This window comes from Tunicatimonas sp. (assembly GCF_049647865.1).
Taxonomy (GTDB): domain Bacteria; phylum Bacteroidota; class Bacteroidia; order Cytophagales; family Cyclobacteriaceae; genus Tunicatimonas.
The window spans coordinates 1-18268 of the sequence record NZ_JBARYM010000720.1 but is presented as its reverse complement, the minus strand read 5'-3'; the positions used below and the strand labels follow the sequence as shown (position 1 = coordinate 18268).

The 18268-nt window shown below is 42.9% G+C and carries 16 protein-coding genes; 5 read left to right on the top strand and 11 right to left on the bottom strand.

The genetic code is table 11. The features are described from left to right. Positions 1-67: 67 nt before the first annotated feature. On the top strand, positions 68-703 hold the full coding sequence (locus WBA23_RS21050; RefSeq protein WP_424584252.1) for a 3-keto-disaccharide hydrolase: 636 nt from the start codon (positions 68-70) through the stop codon (positions 701-703). A gap of 61 nt (positions 704-764) precedes the next feature. Here the strand turns inward: WBA23_RS21050 and WBA23_RS21045 are convergent, their stop codons facing one another. From WBA23_RS21045 to WBA23_RS21020, 6 genes are all read right to left on the bottom strand, one after another. Further along, positions 765-1904 (bottom strand): ATP-binding protein, encoded by a 1140-nt coding sequence (locus tag WBA23_RS21045; protein ID WP_424584251.1) that lies wholly within the window; start codon positions 1902-1904, stop codon positions 765-767. A gap of 166 nt (positions 1905-2070) precedes the next feature. After that, positions 2071-3117 carry a sugar phosphate isomerase/epimerase family protein gene (locus WBA23_RS21040; protein ID WP_424584250.1) on the bottom strand — a complete coding sequence of 349 codons (1047 nt, stop codon included), beginning with the start codon at positions 3115-3117 and terminating at the stop codon, positions 2071-2073. Between the two features lie 27 nt (positions 3118-3144). After that, entirely contained in the window at positions 3145-4494 is a 1350-nt protein-coding gene (locus WBA23_RS21035; protein ID WP_424584249.1) for an FAD-binding protein, read from the bottom strand. A gap of 140 nt (positions 4495-4634) precedes the next feature. Beyond that, positions 4635-5669 (bottom strand): phosphotriesterase family protein, encoded by a 1035-nt coding sequence (locus WBA23_RS21030; protein WP_424584248.1) that lies wholly within the window; start codon positions 5667-5669, stop codon positions 4635-4637. A 68-nt stretch (positions 5670-5737) separates the two neighbouring features. Further along, on the bottom strand, positions 5738-6640 hold the full coding sequence (locus WBA23_RS21025) for a succinylglutamate desuccinylase/aspartoacylase family protein (RefSeq protein ID WP_424584247.1): 903 nt from the start codon (positions 6638-6640) through the stop codon (positions 5738-5740). Beyond that, the gene (locus tag WBA23_RS21020; RefSeq protein WP_424584246.1) at positions 6630-8555 is read right to left on the bottom strand and encodes a glutamate-cysteine ligase family protein; all 1926 of its coding nucleotides are present in this window, start codon (positions 8553-8555) and stop codon (positions 6630-6632) included. The genes WBA23_RS21025 and WBA23_RS21020 overlap by 11 nt, the downstream gene beginning before the upstream one ends. Before the next feature lie 205 nt (positions 8556-8760). Between WBA23_RS21020 and WBA23_RS21015 the strand changes: the two genes are divergently transcribed. From WBA23_RS21015 to WBA23_RS21005, 3 genes are all read left to right on the top strand, one after another. Beyond that, positions 8761-10506, top strand: coding sequence for a GAF domain-containing protein (locus tag WBA23_RS21015; RefSeq protein ID WP_424584245.1), 1746 nt, complete (start codon positions 8761-8763; stop codon positions 10504-10506). Between the two features lie 28 nt (positions 10507-10534). Further along, on the top strand, positions 10535-10957 hold the full coding sequence (locus tag WBA23_RS21010; RefSeq protein ID WP_424584244.1) for a hypothetical protein: 423 nt from the start codon (positions 10535-10537) through the stop codon (positions 10955-10957). A 213-nt stretch (positions 10958-11170) separates the two neighbouring features. Continuing rightward, on the top strand, positions 11171-13060 hold the full coding sequence (locus WBA23_RS21005) for a hypothetical protein (protein WP_424584243.1): 1890 nt from the start codon (positions 11171-11173) through the stop codon (positions 13058-13060). A 4-nt stretch (positions 13061-13064) separates the two neighbouring features. Here WBA23_RS21005 and WBA23_RS21000 read toward each other — a convergent pair whose 3' ends face one another. From WBA23_RS21000 to WBA23_RS20980, 5 genes are all read right to left on the bottom strand, one after another. Further along, positions 13065-13589 (bottom strand): DinB family protein, encoded by a 525-nt coding sequence (locus tag WBA23_RS21000; protein ID WP_424584242.1) that lies wholly within the window; start codon positions 13587-13589, stop codon positions 13065-13067. Positions 13590-13721: 132 nt separating this feature from the next. Then, positions 13722-14177: a DinB family protein gene (locus WBA23_RS20995; protein ID WP_424584241.1), complete on the bottom strand. Its 456-nt coding sequence runs from the start codon at positions 14175-14177 to the stop codon at positions 13722-13724. Then, entirely contained in the window at positions 14158-14736 is a 579-nt protein-coding gene (locus WBA23_RS20990; RefSeq protein WP_424584240.1) for a GNAT family N-acetyltransferase, read from the bottom strand. The genes WBA23_RS20995 and WBA23_RS20990 overlap by 20 nt, the downstream gene beginning before the upstream one ends. Positions 14737-14999: 263 nt before the next feature. Beyond that, positions 15000-15233: a response regulator transcription factor gene (locus WBA23_RS20985; RefSeq protein WP_424584239.1), complete on the bottom strand. Its 234-nt coding sequence runs from the start codon at positions 15231-15233 to the stop codon at positions 15000-15002. A 402-nt stretch (positions 15234-15635) separates the two neighbouring features. Then, entirely contained in the window at positions 15636-16676 is a 1041-nt protein-coding gene (locus WBA23_RS20980) for an SMP-30/gluconolactonase/LRE family protein (RefSeq protein WP_424584238.1), read from the bottom strand. Between the two features lie 156 nt (positions 16677-16832). Here WBA23_RS20980 and WBA23_RS20975 point away from each other — a divergent pair. After that, positions 16833-18268 (top strand): SDR family oxidoreductase (locus tag WBA23_RS20975; RefSeq protein ID WP_424584237.1); only part of this gene is annotated, 1436 nt, incomplete at its 3' end.

The following is an 18268-nucleotide window of genomic DNA, read 5'->3' as shown; positions in this document are numbered from 1 at the left end:
CCGAACAGGAGGCATAATCATAGGATAGGGCAACTGCATTTTAGCAAGAAATTCTTATTTTCCCTCTATGAAATCTACCTGCTTCCTGTTTGGCATCTTATGGTTAATTGCTACTGCTAACGTATCGTGCGCCCAGCAATCGAAACTACTTTTCGACGGACAGTCGTTCCGGGGTTGGGAAGGAGACACTACCCACACTTGGAAAATTGAAAATAGTGCCCTGATAGGAGGATCACTCACCGAAACTGTGCCCCACAACGATTTTTTGGTGACTACTCAGCCCTACGAAGATTTTGCGCTTAGGTTGAAATTTAAGTTGATAGGCGATGAGGGTTTCATTAACGCCGGAGTGCAGTTTCATAGTCAACGAATGGACGACCCTGCCTACGAAATGATTGGCTATCAGGCTGACTTAGGAAAAGACTACTGGGCTAGCCTTTACGATGAATCGCGTAGAAAGAAAACCTTGGCTGCCCCTGACTCAGTTCTCGTAGCCAACCTGCTCAAACCTGATGAGTGGAATGACTACGAAATCCGGGCTCAAGGTGGCTATATCCAATTATTTCTGAACGGGCAAAAAACCGTAGACTACACCGAGTCTGATACTAGTATTTCTCAATTTGGCTACATCGGCTTGCAGATTCACGGCGGCGGTAAAGCTAAAGTATTTTACAAAGACATTGTGCTGGAAGAGTTACCTTAACTCTCTTAGTAAGATGCCAGCAGGATGTATATCCCCGCTCCTATCCATAGTGTACTCTCTATCATTCCCTGATCCATTCCAAATAGTTGTTAGGATGAATAACTTCAAAGTCAGCATTTTCATAGCTTTTTTTCCACGCCACTGGAGTTTTCACATGTTTCTTGGTATTCCATTTAAACTCGTAACCGTAGAGCTTTCCACCCCGCTCTTCAACCCAATCTATTTCCTGTTGGTCGTAGGTTCTCCAAAAGTAATTGTTCACCAGCATTTTATGATAGCGTTGATACTTTATACGTTCGCTAATCGCGTAATTTTCCCACAGCATACCAATATCACCTCTCTGCCCTACGGGGTTTAAATTAGCGATAATTGTATTGCGAAGGCCATTATCATAGAAATACCATCGGCTATTCTTCGTAACTTCTTTTCTTAGATTTTTGCTAAACCCTTTAACCTTATGAATGACATAGACTTTCGATAATAGATCAAGATATTTTTCTATCGTATTTTTACTCATTTCTAATTGGCTACCCAGCTCTTGCATAGATACCTCACCGCCAATTTGGAAAGCAATCATTCTTAATAAATCAAATATTTTATCGGCATTTCTAATATTTTCAAACGCCAAAATGTCTTTTAAAAGGTAGGCATTTACTATTTCTCGTAGATATTCTTCTTTTTTAGCATCCTCTTTCAGTTGTAATAATTCAGGATAATTGCCATACACCAATCGCTTATTCAGATTATCTTTTTTCTCAAGTATGTTTTCAACCTGATCTAATTCCTGTTCCGACAGAGCGAATAAATTATAAGTTACTTTCCGTCCGGTTAGCGGTTCTCCTGTATAGTTACTTATATCAAATGCTGATGATCCAGTAACTAAAATTTTCAAGCCCTCTATCTGATCAACCATTAGTTTTAGTACGTTCCCTATAGCTGGAATTTTCTGTGCCTCGTCTATTATTAGCAGCCTTTTTCCTTGCAAGAGGTTCATATAGTTTTGAACACTTCTTCGTTCTAATAATTCTAATACGGCAAAGTCCTCACCATTTAATAGTAGATAGGGTTCTTGTATTTTTTCTGTGATCTGCTTAACAAGAATAGTTTTTCCTACTCGGCGTGGCCCTATTAGTACCACAACTTTGTTAGGAACCAGACTCTCTAAAATCTGATTTTCAATAATCCTATCTAAATAATCCATTTTCGTCAGTTTGTTGACGCAATTTACATTAATTGAGTCAACAAACTGACGGTATTTTCATATTGATACAAAATAGTTAGGTTATACTTTTTCTACCTCCGTACTAATACCATTGAAGGCGATATATCTGCAGATAGCTATTATTATTTAAGCAAACATTTATATGTTACTCCAATGCCTTACGACAATACTCTAGACATTTAGCTACTTCTCGCACTGCGTCCGAGTTTTCAGGAATTTGGTACTCCAATTCTACTGTCGCGGGAAAAGTATATTTCTGGTCTCGCATTAACTGTAGCACATCCGTAATGGGCGTATCACCTTCTCCCCAAACACGATTTTTCTGTCCATTAGTTAAGCTTTCTCGATCTTTCACATGCATGCTCATTATCCGGTCATGTTTTCCTTTAACTAGCTCTAGCGGATCAGGATTACCTGCCGCCACATAGTGCCCTATATCTAAATTCATGGCGTTATACTTAGATTGTTCTAGAGCGATATCCCAAAACGTGGGGGTCTGTTGGGTGTGTCCGTGGTAACCTACGTACATTTTATTCTTCTTAGCCAATTTTCCTAAACGTTGGGTATGAGCATCATCACTTGGGTGTTCCAGCGTAACGTGGCTAGCACCGAGTGCTTTAGCTGCTTGCATACCGTAACTGATCTCAGCGTCGGAATTATCTATACCAAAAGCACCGGGCTTAAACGCATAGATGTTCACCCCGGCATCATTGTACATCTTCTTTAGCTGGGTAAATTTATCCATTGATACTTTCGTCCGCCACGCAGCCACTTCTTGATTATACGATTCTACCTGAGCCTGCATATCGGCCAGTTCTTTTTTCTGATCTTCGGTTAGCTCCTCTCCTTCCCGATCGGCTCTTCTTAAACGAGAGAAGGTTCGACGATCCATTGAGCTTTCGGGCTTACCCGCGAAGGATTCAGCCGGGCCACCCATCAACTCAATAGTACTGATACCTGCATCTACCACATACTGTAAAGTGGCCTCGGCACTCTGATCGGGCATACTCCGAAAAGAGTAGGTAATGACTCCAATAGGCACCCCGTTAATCACCGAGTTGGGCTCATTGTAGTGTTTAAGTATACGAGGTGCACCGATCAGCGACGGAGCTACCGCGAGTCCTGTGGCAAGTGATACGGAATTTTTAAGAAAACAGCGGCGAGATACGGGTGTTAGTAGGTTGTCTTTCATAAATATTAAATCTGTAGTAATAGTGAATTATGTAGTGTAAACGGTATTGTTCAGGTAAGTATTACGCAGTTTACCTTGTGGGTCATAGGTCTTCATCAGCTTTAAGAAATCCGGTAGCTTATCGTAGCGGGATTGTAGCACATTTGAACCAATAGTGAATAGCTTGCCCCAATGGGGACGGACGCCGTAGGGTGAAAGTTCAGTCTCAATCTTAGGCAGTAGCTTTTGAACCTCACCCCAATTCTGCTTCCAGGTAAAATGGATCGCTACCGAATCTTGCTGATAGCAAGGGCTCATCCAGAAGTTATCTGCCGCGATGGTTCGAATTTCAGAAATTAATAGTTGAGGAAATATCTGGTCGCCCATTTTTTCTACTGCCAGAATAGCATCTACTGCATTCTGACGGGGCACAAAATATTCTGACTGTAACTCTTCACCACTGCTGGGAGTAAAACCCATCTTAAAGTGCGGCAGTCGTTCGTACCACGGCCCAGACACACCTAACTGCTCGGTACAGTGTTCGGCAGAAAGGCGAGTGATGGGATGTAGGTTTCGGGTAGCCGCCCGAGCTCCGTAAAAATCAGACTCCAAATCGTTCGTGCCTTTTTCTACTTTGCGTTTCATCCATATTTGACTCACTTTATTGTTTTGCCAATCGGTAAACAGGCTAACGCTATAACCGCTAGATACAATCTCATCAAAATGATTCTGTAGTGATACGAGCGGTAGCTCCTGAAACAGATCTTGCCTTACCTCGAAGGTGTCTTGCATATCCAGCGTCAGCTTAGTGATAAGGCCAATAGCTCCTAGGTTCACTACAACTCCATTAAATGTATTACTGTCTTTCTCTCGGTGTAGGGTAACTACCTCGCCCTGCGGAGTAACAAATTCCAAAGCAGCGACGGCGGTAGAGAGATTTCCATGGTTCACTCCTGAACCGTGCGTACCCGTTACACAGGCTCCGGCTACCGAAATGTGGGGCAACGAAGCCATATTATGCAAAGCATAGCCCCGCTGGTGAAGCTCAGGAGCAAAATCACCGTAGCGGACCCCGGCTTCTACGGTTATAGTCTTAGCCTCTTCGTTGATTTCTACTACTTTGTTGAGATATTGAGTAGAAATCTGGTTGAGCGGACTATCAGCAATATTGTTAAAGCAGTGGCGAGAACCCAGCGGTTTTTGTAGCTTTAATTTTTTTACCAACGCCGGAATTTCCTCTACACCGCGCGGTTCGTGCAGATTTTTTGCTTGATAAGTGTAGTTACCAGCCCAATTTTTACGTACTATTCCCTCGGATTGTGCAGCGTGATGCGGTGGCGATAAAAAGCTTCCCGCCACCAAAGCTGAAGACGCGTTTAAGAACGCTTTTCTTTTCATAGATCGGCTATTAATAGCTAAGGATGCCTATAAGTATAAGAAAAGAATAGCAGCTTTCCTTATTTGTGCTCAGTTTAGCTTGTAATAACTTAAATATTCAGCGATAGAAGAGCGCATAACTAACTATTCAAAAGTAGTATCTACTCAAGAATAGCAAAAGCCCGCTGTGGATTATTTACTAATAGCTGATTAATTTCGCGCTTCGTAAATCCATTTTCTTTCAATAGTGGAATGAATTGGGTGAAAATTCCTTCGTAAGGACGAATGGCCCCGCCCCGAGGAAAAGAATTACCGTCGTGTGAGATTAGCACTTTTGATAACAGACGCTGCTCTTTTAATGCTAGCAAATGCTGCAGATGCCGATCGAGGGTAGCTTGATCAGCCTCGGTGTCACCTCCGCCAATTCGCAGTCCGTCTAATGAAATCCACATACCCGCTTTGGCAGCTCCAGTCAGTTCTTCAGAAGTCTTCATCTGATGAGCGTGCGTCCATATCCAGGCGGAAGGCTGAACATTTTCTTCATCCATTAATTCCTGAGCAAGTTTGGGCACCGCTGGATTATCCCCGGTATGGCAGGCGATGGTAAGTCCGGTTGCCCTACTGGTTTGTAGTGCCGCTCGCATCAGCTTCTTATCAATATCAGAAACCGCTCCGCTATCCGCAGCAATTTTTATAAAACCGGGGCGAATACCTGTCTGATCAATACCCTGCTCAAATTCATTGATCCAGCGTTCGGCCAGTTGTTCAGCGGTTTCTTGGTAAGCGTGTTCGGGAACGTAGCGGTCGTTAGCTGCCCCGTAGTAACCGGTATTGGTAATCAAATGTATTTCACTTTCTTCAGAAAGCTCTTTGAGTAGTGATACATCTCGCCCAAAGTAGGCAGTGGTACAATCCAGAATACTGGCTACCCCTAGTGATTTGATGTGCTTCAGATACGGCAGTGCCTGGGCTTTCAACGCAGCGACATCATAATTAGGCTGATAGCTTCGCTCCGCCCCGAAGTTAGACATTATGTGTTCATGAGTTAGGCAAACGCCCAAATCATTAGCACTAATAGCTCCAGTAACGGTGTAAATCTTACCTGTTCTATTCTGCGCTATTCCAATATTTGGCGAAACAATGCCACCTATTGAAAGTAAACTTAGTTGCTGAACAAACTGACGGCGAGAAGGCATGGGGGATACTATTTTAAACTCGAAAGCTATAATTTGATTTTCCTCTCTGTTAGATTTGCACCAGATCGCTATTCTTCCAGATCAACAATAAAGAAGCCATCGCTGCCTTCTTTCTGATACAGTGGCATAAAGATGAGCCCGTCTTGGGGAGATACAATGGGTCCGTTTTTATCCTGAGCTAGCACTTCGCCTTTTTGCACGGGTTTAAAATTAAAGTAGCCATCATTCATACTGAACTTAGCACCTTCGTGTACTACGTGCATTGATTTAGCCGTGACTCGGTTTGGTAAGCCGGAAGTTAGCTGCTGTAAATAATCCGTTTGTTCTTTTTTAAAACTCGCAGGTGCGTTTTCTATGGCACCAGCTTCCAGAAGCATTGACCAGATGCCCGCTTCGTGCAGATCGATAGCGTCGAGAGAGCCAATTTGTCCACCCTCGAAGGCAAACGAGATAAAACCCCGGTCGCAACTGTAGTTTAGCAAAGTTCCTTTAAGAAAGTACTCCATGTTCACCACAATCGGAATATGTAGTGCTTTAATGACTGGATGCTCAGCATAGTGCTCAGGCACAATAACAAAACTACCTTTCTGAGCTGACGTAGTATGCAAATCCGCAATTATCTTGGTAGAAAATGACTGCTGGGCGTAATGGTCAATAACCTTTAGCAGCGCAATTGCCTCCTGATCTTCTGGCTTAGAATGTTTTATAGCGTCAGAACGGAGAAAGCGCAAGTGCGCCTCGGTCCAACAGCGGTTCAAATCGTAGGCTAAGTAGCGTCGCTGTTGAGCAATAGCGGCGAGGTTGCCTCGTAAACCAATAACTTCGCCATTAATTGTGTAATTCTTTAATTGTTCAAATACTCGCTCCGTAGCTCGAACTCCTTCAATCTCATTTCCGTGTAGTCCACCAATTAGTATTATTAATGGCCCAGGACGGCCCTGCGTAAGGTGACCAATTGTTCTATCCTTCATGCTGTTCTTCCAATACATTCAATAAGCTTGCTGTTACATTTAAGAAATTACCCTCCGAAATGATGCCAACTAGTGCGCTGTTTTTTACCACCGGTAAACAAGGCGAGTTATGTTGTTTCATCAATCGCATGGCTTCCATTACTGTTTTATCGGGAGCAATCGTGATCGGGTTGCTAATCATCAAGTCCTTTACGGATTTTTCCTCGCATTTATCATCTCCAGCTCTATCTACCAGATAACGAATCAGGCGGCGAGCAGTGACCAATCCGCACAAGTGTCCTTTTTTATCTTCTACCGGGACAAAGCGCACCCGTTGCCAATCCATAATATTCGCTACCAGTTCAGGAATATCGTCTTCTTCTACGCTGAATACATCGCGGGTCATAAACTCTTCAATTAGTAGAGAAGTAGCTGACCATTCGCGAGAATCTTGCCGAGCAGCTAGTTCCCACTCATGAATAGGTTTACCTGATTTCTGATTCTTAATCATAGCCGAAGTGAGGGTAGACGAACGTTCATCATCCAATACTTCTTTACTAAGCTTACTGAACGACTGTAGAATCCAGTAAGACCCAGTGCGACGCAATTGGTTTCTAGATTCAATAACATTCATGTAGTAGTCTATATCTTTGGGGTTCACCTGGCGTTTCTCCAGACCTTGCCGAGCCAATGGTAATAATTCTTTAGCAATCAGTTCGCTGGTACTAATTTTCTGTCCGTTGAGCCAGATCAGATCAGTATCGTGGCCAGAAAAGGCGGAAGAAACAAAGTTGGATCGCACATCGTCAAATTCCATCTTCTGGGTAATATCACCATATTCCTGGTGTGCTCCTTCCATTAATCCTAACCAGAAGGCAGCATTTGCTACCTCATCGACGATACTAGGACCAGAAGGTAGTAGGCGGTTCTCTATTCGTAAATGAGGCTTTCCGTTAGGGCTAATTCCGTAGCAGGGGCGGTTCCAGCGGTAGACCGTAGAGTTATGCGTCATTAGGCTACTTAGATCAGGCGTATTTCCCGCTTCCATCATTTTTGTAACATCCCCGTCAGGTTCCGTCATCAGCATCGGACGAAACCGAACAATGTCTTCCCGATATAATTCAATGACCGAGTCTTTCATCCAATGGTTGCCAAATGTTACTCGAGGGCTGCGGTCGCGCAAGTGCTCTGACACTACCCGCGTATCAATTGACTGCTGGAACAGAGCAATACGGGTTTCGCTCCAAAGCCGTTTTCCAAATAGAAAGGGAGAGTTGGTAGCAATAGCTAGGGTGGGAGCCGCAATAGCTAACGCGATATTATACTTTGATACAAAATCCTTAGGAGCTACTTGTAGATGTACCTGAAAGCTGGTGTTACAAGCCTCTAGCATAGCGGAATCATGCTTGATATTCAGCTCGTCAATACCTCGAATGCTTAGTTCGTATTCGCGCCCGCGCATTTTGCTAAGTGCCTCCATCAGAGCTTGATAGCGAGGTAGAGGAGTACAATTATGATCCTCCATATCCGTTTTTCGCAATGTAGGGAGAATACCCGTCATTACCGGGTCAAAACCCATTTCGGAACCCAATGCGTAAAGCTCCTCCATATTCTGAGCGATATTCTGCGCTAGGTCAGAAAAACAAGTACCTGTAAATTTTAGTGGATCAAGATTAATCTCAATATTAAACTTTGCCAGCTCCGTGGTAAATCCTGGCGATTGAATGCGGTCGAGCACTTCCAGTGAAATGGGCTTAGGCTTGCAATGAGAATCTACTAAGCATAATTCTTGTTCGGCCCCAATGTGAATGGGATCTTCATTAAACCAAGACTCTTCCAGCATCGTTTCTAGTGCCTTCAGGTCTTGTAAGATATTTCGTGTGTTGCGGTTAAGATCGTCCCGACTTGATACCAGCTTGACATTTAGTGTGCCCATATGCTAAATTAGGTTGCTTGCTCAATATAATAAATGATTTTTGCTTCCTATGGTTTAGATGAGCTATTTAACGGGTTACAGCTTATATGAAAAGAATGTATATAAAACCTTACACTGTAAGATCAATCACCAAATTAGCTACTGGTAAAATGAACTAAACGCGATCTTAGCCATTCAGTTTTAGAGCTAAAAACAAGACTATCTGATGACTGCAAAAATAGCTTTCTTACAGAAAAACAGTATCCTGCTACTTATTGGCTTTATTATCTTACTAATTTTCGCTAGTTCGGTCACTGCTTTTTATAGCCGAATGGGAGCCGTCCAGCATCAACAGAAAAAAGATGCTTTGCTGAAAGCCCGAAATTCTCTAGAAAGGGTGTGGAACCAAGTACACCTCGCAGATATAAGTTTTCGAGGCTATGCCACAATACAGGATGAAAAATTTTTGGAACCCTACACCAAAGCTGTTGAGGGGCATCAGCTATATTTAGACTCACTATCTTACTATTTATCTGAACAAGGCTATACTGAAGAGGCATTAATAGTCGATAACGAACAATCTATTAAAAGATATATTAGTTTGGTTGGTCGTATGATTGATTTAACCAAACAGGAAAGGAAGGAAGAGGCATTGGCGATCTTTAAAAGCGATCCAGGGTATGATGTTTGGATTACCTACGATAAGTTTAGTAAAGGTGTATTAGAATACGTTAGCCAGTCAGAGACAGATGCCCAACAACAATACGATATTAATCAACTCTACACAGGAGTGGTACAAGGAATGCTACTGCTCATCGGAATTCCTGTTCTAATAGTGGTAATACTCCAATTACAACGGAATAAAAGAACACGTCAACAGCTACTAGTACAGTTAGACAATAGTAATCGAGAGTTTGTCTACAACGACGGACAGGCCCTCGATAGCTATGAAGCAGCGCAAATTACTAGACACTTGACCCGAAATCTGGAGAAGGTGGTAGATTTTATTAGAAACTTGGGTGAAGAGCGATCGGAGTGGAATGAATTGGATGCTAACCAGCGAGAACGTAATAAAAATACTTTAGTGGGTGAACTACTTAAAATGGAAGAGAAGCTTAAGCAGATAAAGCAGACCGATGAGCAGCGCCTATGGTCTACCGAAGGGGAAGGTAAAATTGCTGAAATTGCTCGCACTTTTCAGACTGATTTACTTGCTTTAGGCGATCGGCTTCTAGCTTATATCATTAAGTACGTAGAGGCTAATCAAGGCGGGCTCTTCATTATTAATGACGATAATGTAGATAATCAGTACTTGGAAATGGTGGCTTGCTACGCCTATAATAAAAAGAAACACGAGGAGAAAACCATTAAACCGGGGCAGGGCTTAATTGGCCAAGCTTTTATTGAGCAAAAAACGGTTCGGCTTAGTAACATTCCTAGTGAGTATGTACGAATTACTTCAGGGTTAGGAGAAACTACCCCATCGCATCTTGTTATCGTACCACTAAAATTCAATGAGCAGGTACTAGGAGTACTAGAAATAGCTGCTTTTCACGAATTAAGCGATTTTAAGATCAAATTTCTCGAACAAGTCGGAGAAATTATTGCCTCCTCAATCTCAGTTGTTCGTACTAGTCAACAGACCAAACTATTGCTAGAAGAGTCTAAGCAGCAGACCGAAGAGATGAAAGCGCAAGAGGAAGAGATGCGCCAAAATATGGAAGAGCTACAAGCAACCCAAGAGCAACAGCAGCGTCTTCAGCAAGAGTTGCAGGAGAATGAGAAATTGTTGCAGGGAAAATTAGCAGAATTAGAGGTAGCCAACACAAACAGTGAGCAGATTCGTCAAAAAGAAAAGCAACGCGCAGATGAACAAATTGAAGCTCGCAACAAAATGATGAAGAAGGCGATGCAAAAATTCAAGCAAAGAGAACAAGAGTTGCTAGCCGAACTAGAAGAAGCCAAAAAGTAAAATATACAAAACTAAAATTAAGGCAATTATGAAAGAAGTAAGAGAAAGTTATTTCGAAGCTAAACACGATACGTCTATTGACGCTATTATGGTTGACTGGCTTACTAATGTCACTTCAGAAGAGTATAAAACTGGTATGTACCATATAGTCAACCTACTAAAGGCGAATCCGACTGGCACTTTATTAGTGAATACTGTTAATCTGGGAGTTGTCAGCAATGAAGATCACCTGTGGTCACAAACTGAATGGTTACAACAGGTGCTAGCAGCAGGACTTAAAACTACAGTGATGATTACATCTTCGGATATACTAGCGCAAATGGCTCTAGATGATGTAGTAGAGGGAGTAAAATCAGCTAGCAATAATAGAGTAGAAGTTCATTATTTTGATAACAAGGTTGACGCACGATCCTGGCTTATAAAGCGGGCAGAATCAGTTAGTTCGTCATAAATAACTTATACAAACTTTTCAGAAGGCCCGCGGATTAACTTCGTTGGGCTTTTTTTATTTGCTCAACAGAATAATCGAATAAAAATTACTGTATTTTTTCACCAATCTGGTTACATATCACATTCCTCTTCTACTAAGTTATAAATAGCTCTCTAGCTATCCTTCCTTCCCGAGACGTTTATCAATTTTTCAGCAACCAAACCATTTTCACATATGAATTTCATTATTCAGGGGCACCTTTGTGCCTACTTCTGCAATGACTGTCGGGAAGATTTATCTTCGGCAACAGTGCGTTTGTACCGTGTTACGTCTAGCGATGAAGCGAATCGCCGTATTGCCAGCAATCCTAAAGAAACTATTCAAGTACTGGATGAAAAAGCAGTAAAAGCTAAAGAAGAACGACTACTTGCCGAAGCATCCACCGACCAACAAGGTAACTTTAATTTTACGCTGAACAGTAAAAGGCAAGATTACAACGGTGAGGCAGTTGAGGTCGATGTGCTGATAAAAACAGCTCCCAACCAGAAAAAACAAAAGAAGAAGTATGATCCGGTGCAGTTCACTATTACGGTTTGGCAACCTAAGTGGCGCGAACGAGATGATGAATTGGTCGCCGTTTGGGACTACTGTTTGCCGAACCGCTTCTGGTGCGGTATCCGAAGTCTTTTTGATGCTTGGGTGATTTGCGGCAAGATTTTAGACTGCAAGAATGATAACCGACCTATTGAAAATGTAAGAGTAACTGCTTTTGATGCCGACTGGATTAAGGACGATGTTCTAGGTTCAGCCGTTACCGATAGTAATGGCTACTTTAGGATTGATTATACCAGCAGTGATTTCAAACAAACATTTTTATCGCCAGTAGTAAACATAGAAACCCCATTTCCGCCATTCAATAGCGGGCCAGACGTATACTTTAAAGTGGAAACCACCGGATTACCCTCTACGGTATTCTTGGAAGAAAGCCGACAAGATGGGCGCGCAGAGGGACGAGAAGATATCGGTAACTGTTTTTGCATTGACCTATGCGTCGATCCTAAATTGACACCACCACCGCCCCCACCTAAGTATGAACCCGCCCTCTTTACACACATTGGGTCTTACGAAATACTAACCCAAATTGATGCTGACGGATTCACTAACGATAGCCAGAAGAATGCCTTTACCAAAGATATTAATTTGAACGGAGATTTGCCGGGTGGTTATGCCAGTAATGAAATGGAATATCGCTTTCGAGTTACTAACGTTAACACATCAACCGAGTTAAGTGCCGCTCAGGTTATTGACCTAATGAAAACTACTATAATTGGGTCGGTGCAGCGTGTGTTTCCGCATGACCCCTCAGTACCCGATTCTATTCCTGGTATCGGTTATGTTCAAACATCCCCGTACTACCTAAAAAAGCTGGGAGAAACGTATAATGTGGAGCCCGATTCCAACGGATGGATTAAAGTACCTCGGTTGAACAATCCTGAAACAACTGGACTGTTTAAAGCATCGTACGGCAGTGGTGCATCACTAGCGGTTATCGATACCGAGCGGTTATTTATGCAGTTATTTAATCTGAATAACCCTACAGTACATGTAGCAGGAAACACTATGGATGCATCGGATCGTTTTGCCGGGACTGATCCTACTTTCAGAATTATTTTTGAAGCTCGGGAGGTAGGTTCGTCTACTCTATCATCGACCAATATTCTTGATAAGATCGTGGTTTGGAACGGTGAATTTACCCAAACTAGACATCCTAACTGGGCAGGTGGAGGGGTTGCCTTAAAAGGTGTTTGTATGGTAGACCTAAACGAACTTATTGGTGCAGACTCCGGCTGCAAAAAACTTAGTAGCACGGTAAATGCTCGGTATACCTGCTACCATCCGTATGTGGAGTCCGCTACCCTTCGGTTGGTAAGTAATACGACCCCGCCTTCGGTCAATCTGACTATTGATAGTAACAAAGAGGCTTCGGGCACTCAAACTTATAGTAGCCTTATACCCTGCGCCTATATTCTCAAGCTTACTGCAACGTACCGGTTAACTTCTGGCGAAGGCAGAAGAAGCGATGCTTTTGATCGTGACGAATTAGCGTTTTGCGTAGGAGAATAATTGTTTAATCAGAAGAAGTTTGATCTAAATCCATCCCGGTGTAGTACTGCGTGTCTACATTGAGGGTGGATTTGGTGTAATAAGTAATCTGCCCAGTGTGGTAAGAAAAGTGCTCGGTTACGTGAATCAGAATAGCTAATACACTTTCCTCAAAACCTTGCACATTGCGCTTTTCAGTCAAAACTTCTGGGGCAATTTGGGTTAACACTTGGTCTACTTCAATCATTAAATTATCTAAATCACGAACGAGCTTTTTGGTGGGAACAGGTCCGGTTTCGGTAAATTCCTGCGAACGCTGGCGATGATCAGGTTGACCGTCAATACCACTTAGTACCCACTGCCGTAGATTACCCATCAGGTGCAGTACCAGATTGCCTACACTAGTAGTTTGCTCATTCGGCCGATACCATAGTTGATCTTCGTTCAGCAAATACAGACACTTCTTAACTCGTGGTACCGATTCCTCGATAATACGCCGCCGTACTTCATTGAGCAGGGCTTGGGTGATGGTTTGGGGTAAAGTGTTCAAGTGTTCAAGTGTTCAAGTGTTCAAGTGTTCAAGTGTTCAAGTGTTCAAGTGTTCAAGTGTTCAAGTGTTCAAGTGTTCAAAGTTACATGAATACATGAACACTTCGCGACGGTCGCCTGAACACAACAAATACTAAAAGTTATAATCCATAATTTGACGAAGGTGGTGTTCTTGATGGTCTACGTAATCTTGGTACAGCCACTGCATAGTTTTTAATTCACCGCCGCCAATATCGCAGAGTTTGTAGAGCGACTCCGAAGAAGCTACTTCCATCAGTATAATAATCTGGTGCTGATGCGATTGCCAACAGCGAACCAGTACTTCGGTAGTCCATCGCTGATACTGGTGCAACTGTACCCACTTATCCTGCGCGTATTTTTCAATGACCAACGGCTGAGGTTCAGTCTGTATGCGAACCAATCGGACGTGATTATTAATGGCTGAATCAATTAGATGGCCTAGGTTTTCTTTTTTTGACCATTTACTGGGAGCTGTTTTAGCTACCCACGCCGATTCGGACAGTGCCAGCACTTGCGGGGGAATACGTTCGTAGAGAAGCCGGAGCCGGTCAGTTAGAGAAACGTCCATGAATAGCCGAGGTACGCGAGCTTGCCGTCCACTGCTCCCGCAGCAGCCCGTAAGTTTTTACGTCTTTAAATTCGCCCCACTTCTTTACAAGCTGAGGATGGTACCCTTCTTCCTGCATGCCTAATTTACGCAGTATTTGAATAGAGCCTATGTTCTCTACCATCGCGTGCGCTTCAATGCGGTTTAGCTCTAGCGTACTAAAAGCATAATCAACTACCAATTGAGTGGCTCCGGAGGCATAGCCTTGACCCCAGTACGGTTTACCAATCCAGTAGCCTAACTCGGCTGACTCGTACTCTGGATGGGTAGCTAATTTCACCGCACCTACCAGCTTCTTAGTTTTAGTGGTGCATACCGCCCACCGTAACCCTTTTCCCTGTTCCAATTCGCATTTCTGCAATTGAAACCAATCGTTGATCTCGGTTTCAGTACAAGGATGAGGGATATTTAAAGTAGTGGAGGCCACTTCTTTTTCCTGTACCAGTGCTAATACATCGGTCAAATCTTCCGGTGCAAATGGGCGAAGGGTCAGTGACTGGCTATAAAGGACAGGTAACATAATTTGCTTTCTAAGAACAGTTGCTATAATTACGTAATAAGGGCAAAGTAGGTTTTAAAGAGAATAAATTCAATTTAGCAAAGAAGAAAAGTTCTCCTTACTACTTAGTTTACTATACTTATCGTTGTAGCTCTCGGAGAAAATACCCATAATTATCACTATATTTTACAGATCTTTCTATATTATAGATTATCTAAATTACTTCAACTTTTGTTTTAATAAAGAACTGATTGTCAAATAGTTAAATTTTAATTAACTCGATATTATACCAAATCGAAGGCTTGAATAATGCGAACGAGTTGATACGGTGAGTCTATGGCAAGCTTTCGGTTAATACTTTTACAATGGGTTTCTATAGTATTGCAGGTAATACGTAATTGTTCACCAATTTGAAAACTAGTGTTTCCATGCACTACTAATAGAATGATTTCTTTTTCCTGTTTGGTAAGTTGATTAAAGATGAGTTGATAATCCTTTACCAATCTTCTTGCTTCCAAAATTCATTCAATAGTGCGTTCACTTACCTCCAGATGACTATTAGTAGTGCGGGTAGAAAGCATTCTCTTGGTATAGGGTTGATTTAGGTGAATCATGGTATTTTAACGACAGTTTTATAGGTTGATAGTGAATAGCTTATAGCAGATAGAGTGTAACTAATCTATTTTGTGGCACTACACTATATTCTCTCGGGGTAGTTGTTTGTCTTTCTTGAAGTAGATGCTTAAGCAACTATACTTGCCAAATTGTCTTTTACAGTGAATTATTAAATTTTATGGCGAACTTATGTAACTCTATTCGATAATTTTCTGCTGATTACTTCCTATCACAGCTTAACCGCACATATTTATAAAACAATAAAGTGAATGATTTATCTTTTTCAAATATTACGATCTGGTAATTTAAAGCGGCAAGCGCATCAAATACATATCTGCTGTGATATACAATGCTGATTCATCGTCATTTAAAGTGCAGTTAGCAGTGGCCTGCCCAGTCTTCAATGTTCCCAAATGAGTGCCTTCGGCGTTAAATATCCAAACCCCGCCCGGTCCGGTAGCAAAAATATAACCTGTACTATGAACAACCATACCATCGGGTAAGCCCTTTTCTTCCCCCACTCGATCAGTGGCATCATAAAGTAAGCGACCATTATCCACATTCCCATCCGCTAGTACATCAAAAGCCATCCACATAGCTTGCTCTGGATCAGAGTTGGCAACGTACAGCGTTTTCTCATCCGGCGATAAGGCAACTCCATTGGGGCGACTCAATTCTTGTGTTAGCAATGTCAGGCTGCTGTCGGTAGAAGAAAACCGATATACTCCCTGAAAGTCCAGCTCTTTGGCTTCGCTATCAGCTCCACCCGGCAAGCCATAAGGCGGATCAGTAAAGTACAGGTCGCCGTTGCTATGAAACACCGCATCATTAGGACTGTTGAGTCGCTTCCCTTCGTACTCACCTACGATAGAGACAAAATCAGACTTTGGGTCATCTAACGAAGCATTCATCCGAGCCATTTGCCGATTACCGTGTTGACAGAGAACCAGATTGCCATCACGATCAATCAGCAAACCATTAGAACCCGGCTCTTTTCCAGTAAAGTCATCTCCTGAAAAGCCCGCTGGCTCCAGATACAATGAAATGCTATCTTCTGCTGTCCATTTATACACTCGATTAGGTGGAATATCGGAAAAAAGCAAATACCCCCCGTTTTCCGGTACCCAAACTGGCCCTTCCGACCAATCAAATCCTTCGGCTAATAGCTCGAGTTGAGCATCGGTGGGAATTACCTGATCCAACTCCGCGTTCAAGCGTTCAACGGAACCAACCGTTAGATAAGAAAGCTGACTTTCTTCAGTATCGGAAGAAGTATCATCGGGAGTTGGAGAGCAAGCCAGAAGGGTTATTGCGCTCAGCGCAAGGTAGTTTAGTTGTCGTAGCATAGGGGTAAATTTGAGGCTCATATTACGCAATTTTTCAGAAAAGGCAACTTGAAGTACTCAATAGTATACAGAAACGACCGGGTTTTTCCTACGCTTATTAACACATCGCTACCTTTTCAGTTATTTAGATTATAAAGAAAAATAACGCATAAAGTTATGAAGATACTGTTAACAGGAGCTAATGGCTATATCGGGGTGAGATTGTTACCGGTACTGATACGGGCTGGGCACGATGTAGTGTGTTTAGTGCGCGATAAGCGTCGTATGAATGTAGAAAAAGCAATAATTGATTCGGGCTGCATCGAGTTTTACGAAGCGGATTTATTAAAGCCCGAAACGCTTACTAACCTTCCTAACGATATTGACGCGGCGTACTATTTAGTGCATTCAATGGGAGGGGCAGGTGGATCGAAAGACTTTGAGGTAATGGAACAACAGGCTGCAGATAATTTTGTGGCCCAGATTACCAAAACTCAGTGCCAGCAGATAATTTATCTTAGCGGAATTGTCAACGATAGTAACCTTTCCAAACATCTGCGTTCGCGAAGAAATGTAGAGCATGTTTTGCTCAACAGCGGCGTACCCACTACAGTGCTACGGGCGGCTATTATCATCGGATCAGGGGGAGCTTCCTTCGAGATTATTCGCGACTTGGTAGAAAAGCTGCCGGTGATGGTTGCACCCAAATGGGTAAGCACCCGCTGCCAGCCCATTGCCCTGCGTAATGTGTTACAGTATCTGGAAGGAGTACTTGAGAAAGAGGAAGCCTACAACAAAATTTTTGATATTGGTGGCCCCAATATCTTAACGTACAAACAGATGATGCTACAATTTGCTGAGGTTCGGGGCTTAACTCGCAGTATCATATCGGTACCGGTGCTTTCGCCTCGTCTCTCATCGCTATGGCTGTATTTTGTCACCAGCACCTCATTCAATTTGGCCCGCAGCCTGGTTGATAGTATGAAAAACGAGGTAGTTGTAAAGAAAAGGGGTATTGAAGAGATTGTGCAACTCGACCACCTAATTCCCTACAAGGAGGCCGTGGGTCGGGCATTCCAACGTATTGCTCAAAATGAAGTAGTTTCCAGTTGGAAAGACTCGCTGAATAGTAGCAAAATGGATATCAATCTGTTTGACTATGTTAAAGTACCTGAGCACGGAGTATACCGCGATATTCGTCAAATTCCGTTTGATAAACCGAAGGAGCAGGTAATTGAAAATATTTGGAGTATTGGTGGTGAGCGAGGCTGGTATTATCTCGGATTCCTTTGGGAAATCCGGGGAGTACTCGACCAAATGATAGGTGGGGTAGGTTTACGGCGAGGACGACGAAGTAGTAGCGAACTGGTCCCTGGCGATGCGCTAGACTTTTGGCGCGTACTGGTAGCCGATAAAGCGAAGGGGCGACTATTGCTTTACGCTGAAATGAAACTTCCCGGCGATGCCTGGTTAGAGTTTAAAGTAATGAGTGAGGATGATCAGTGCTATCTGTTGCAAACGGCAACCTACCGCCCTCAAGGATTAGCCGGACGATTGTACTGGGCGGCAGTGTGGCCTTTTCATGGTTTTATTTTTCCCGGAATGGCTAAACA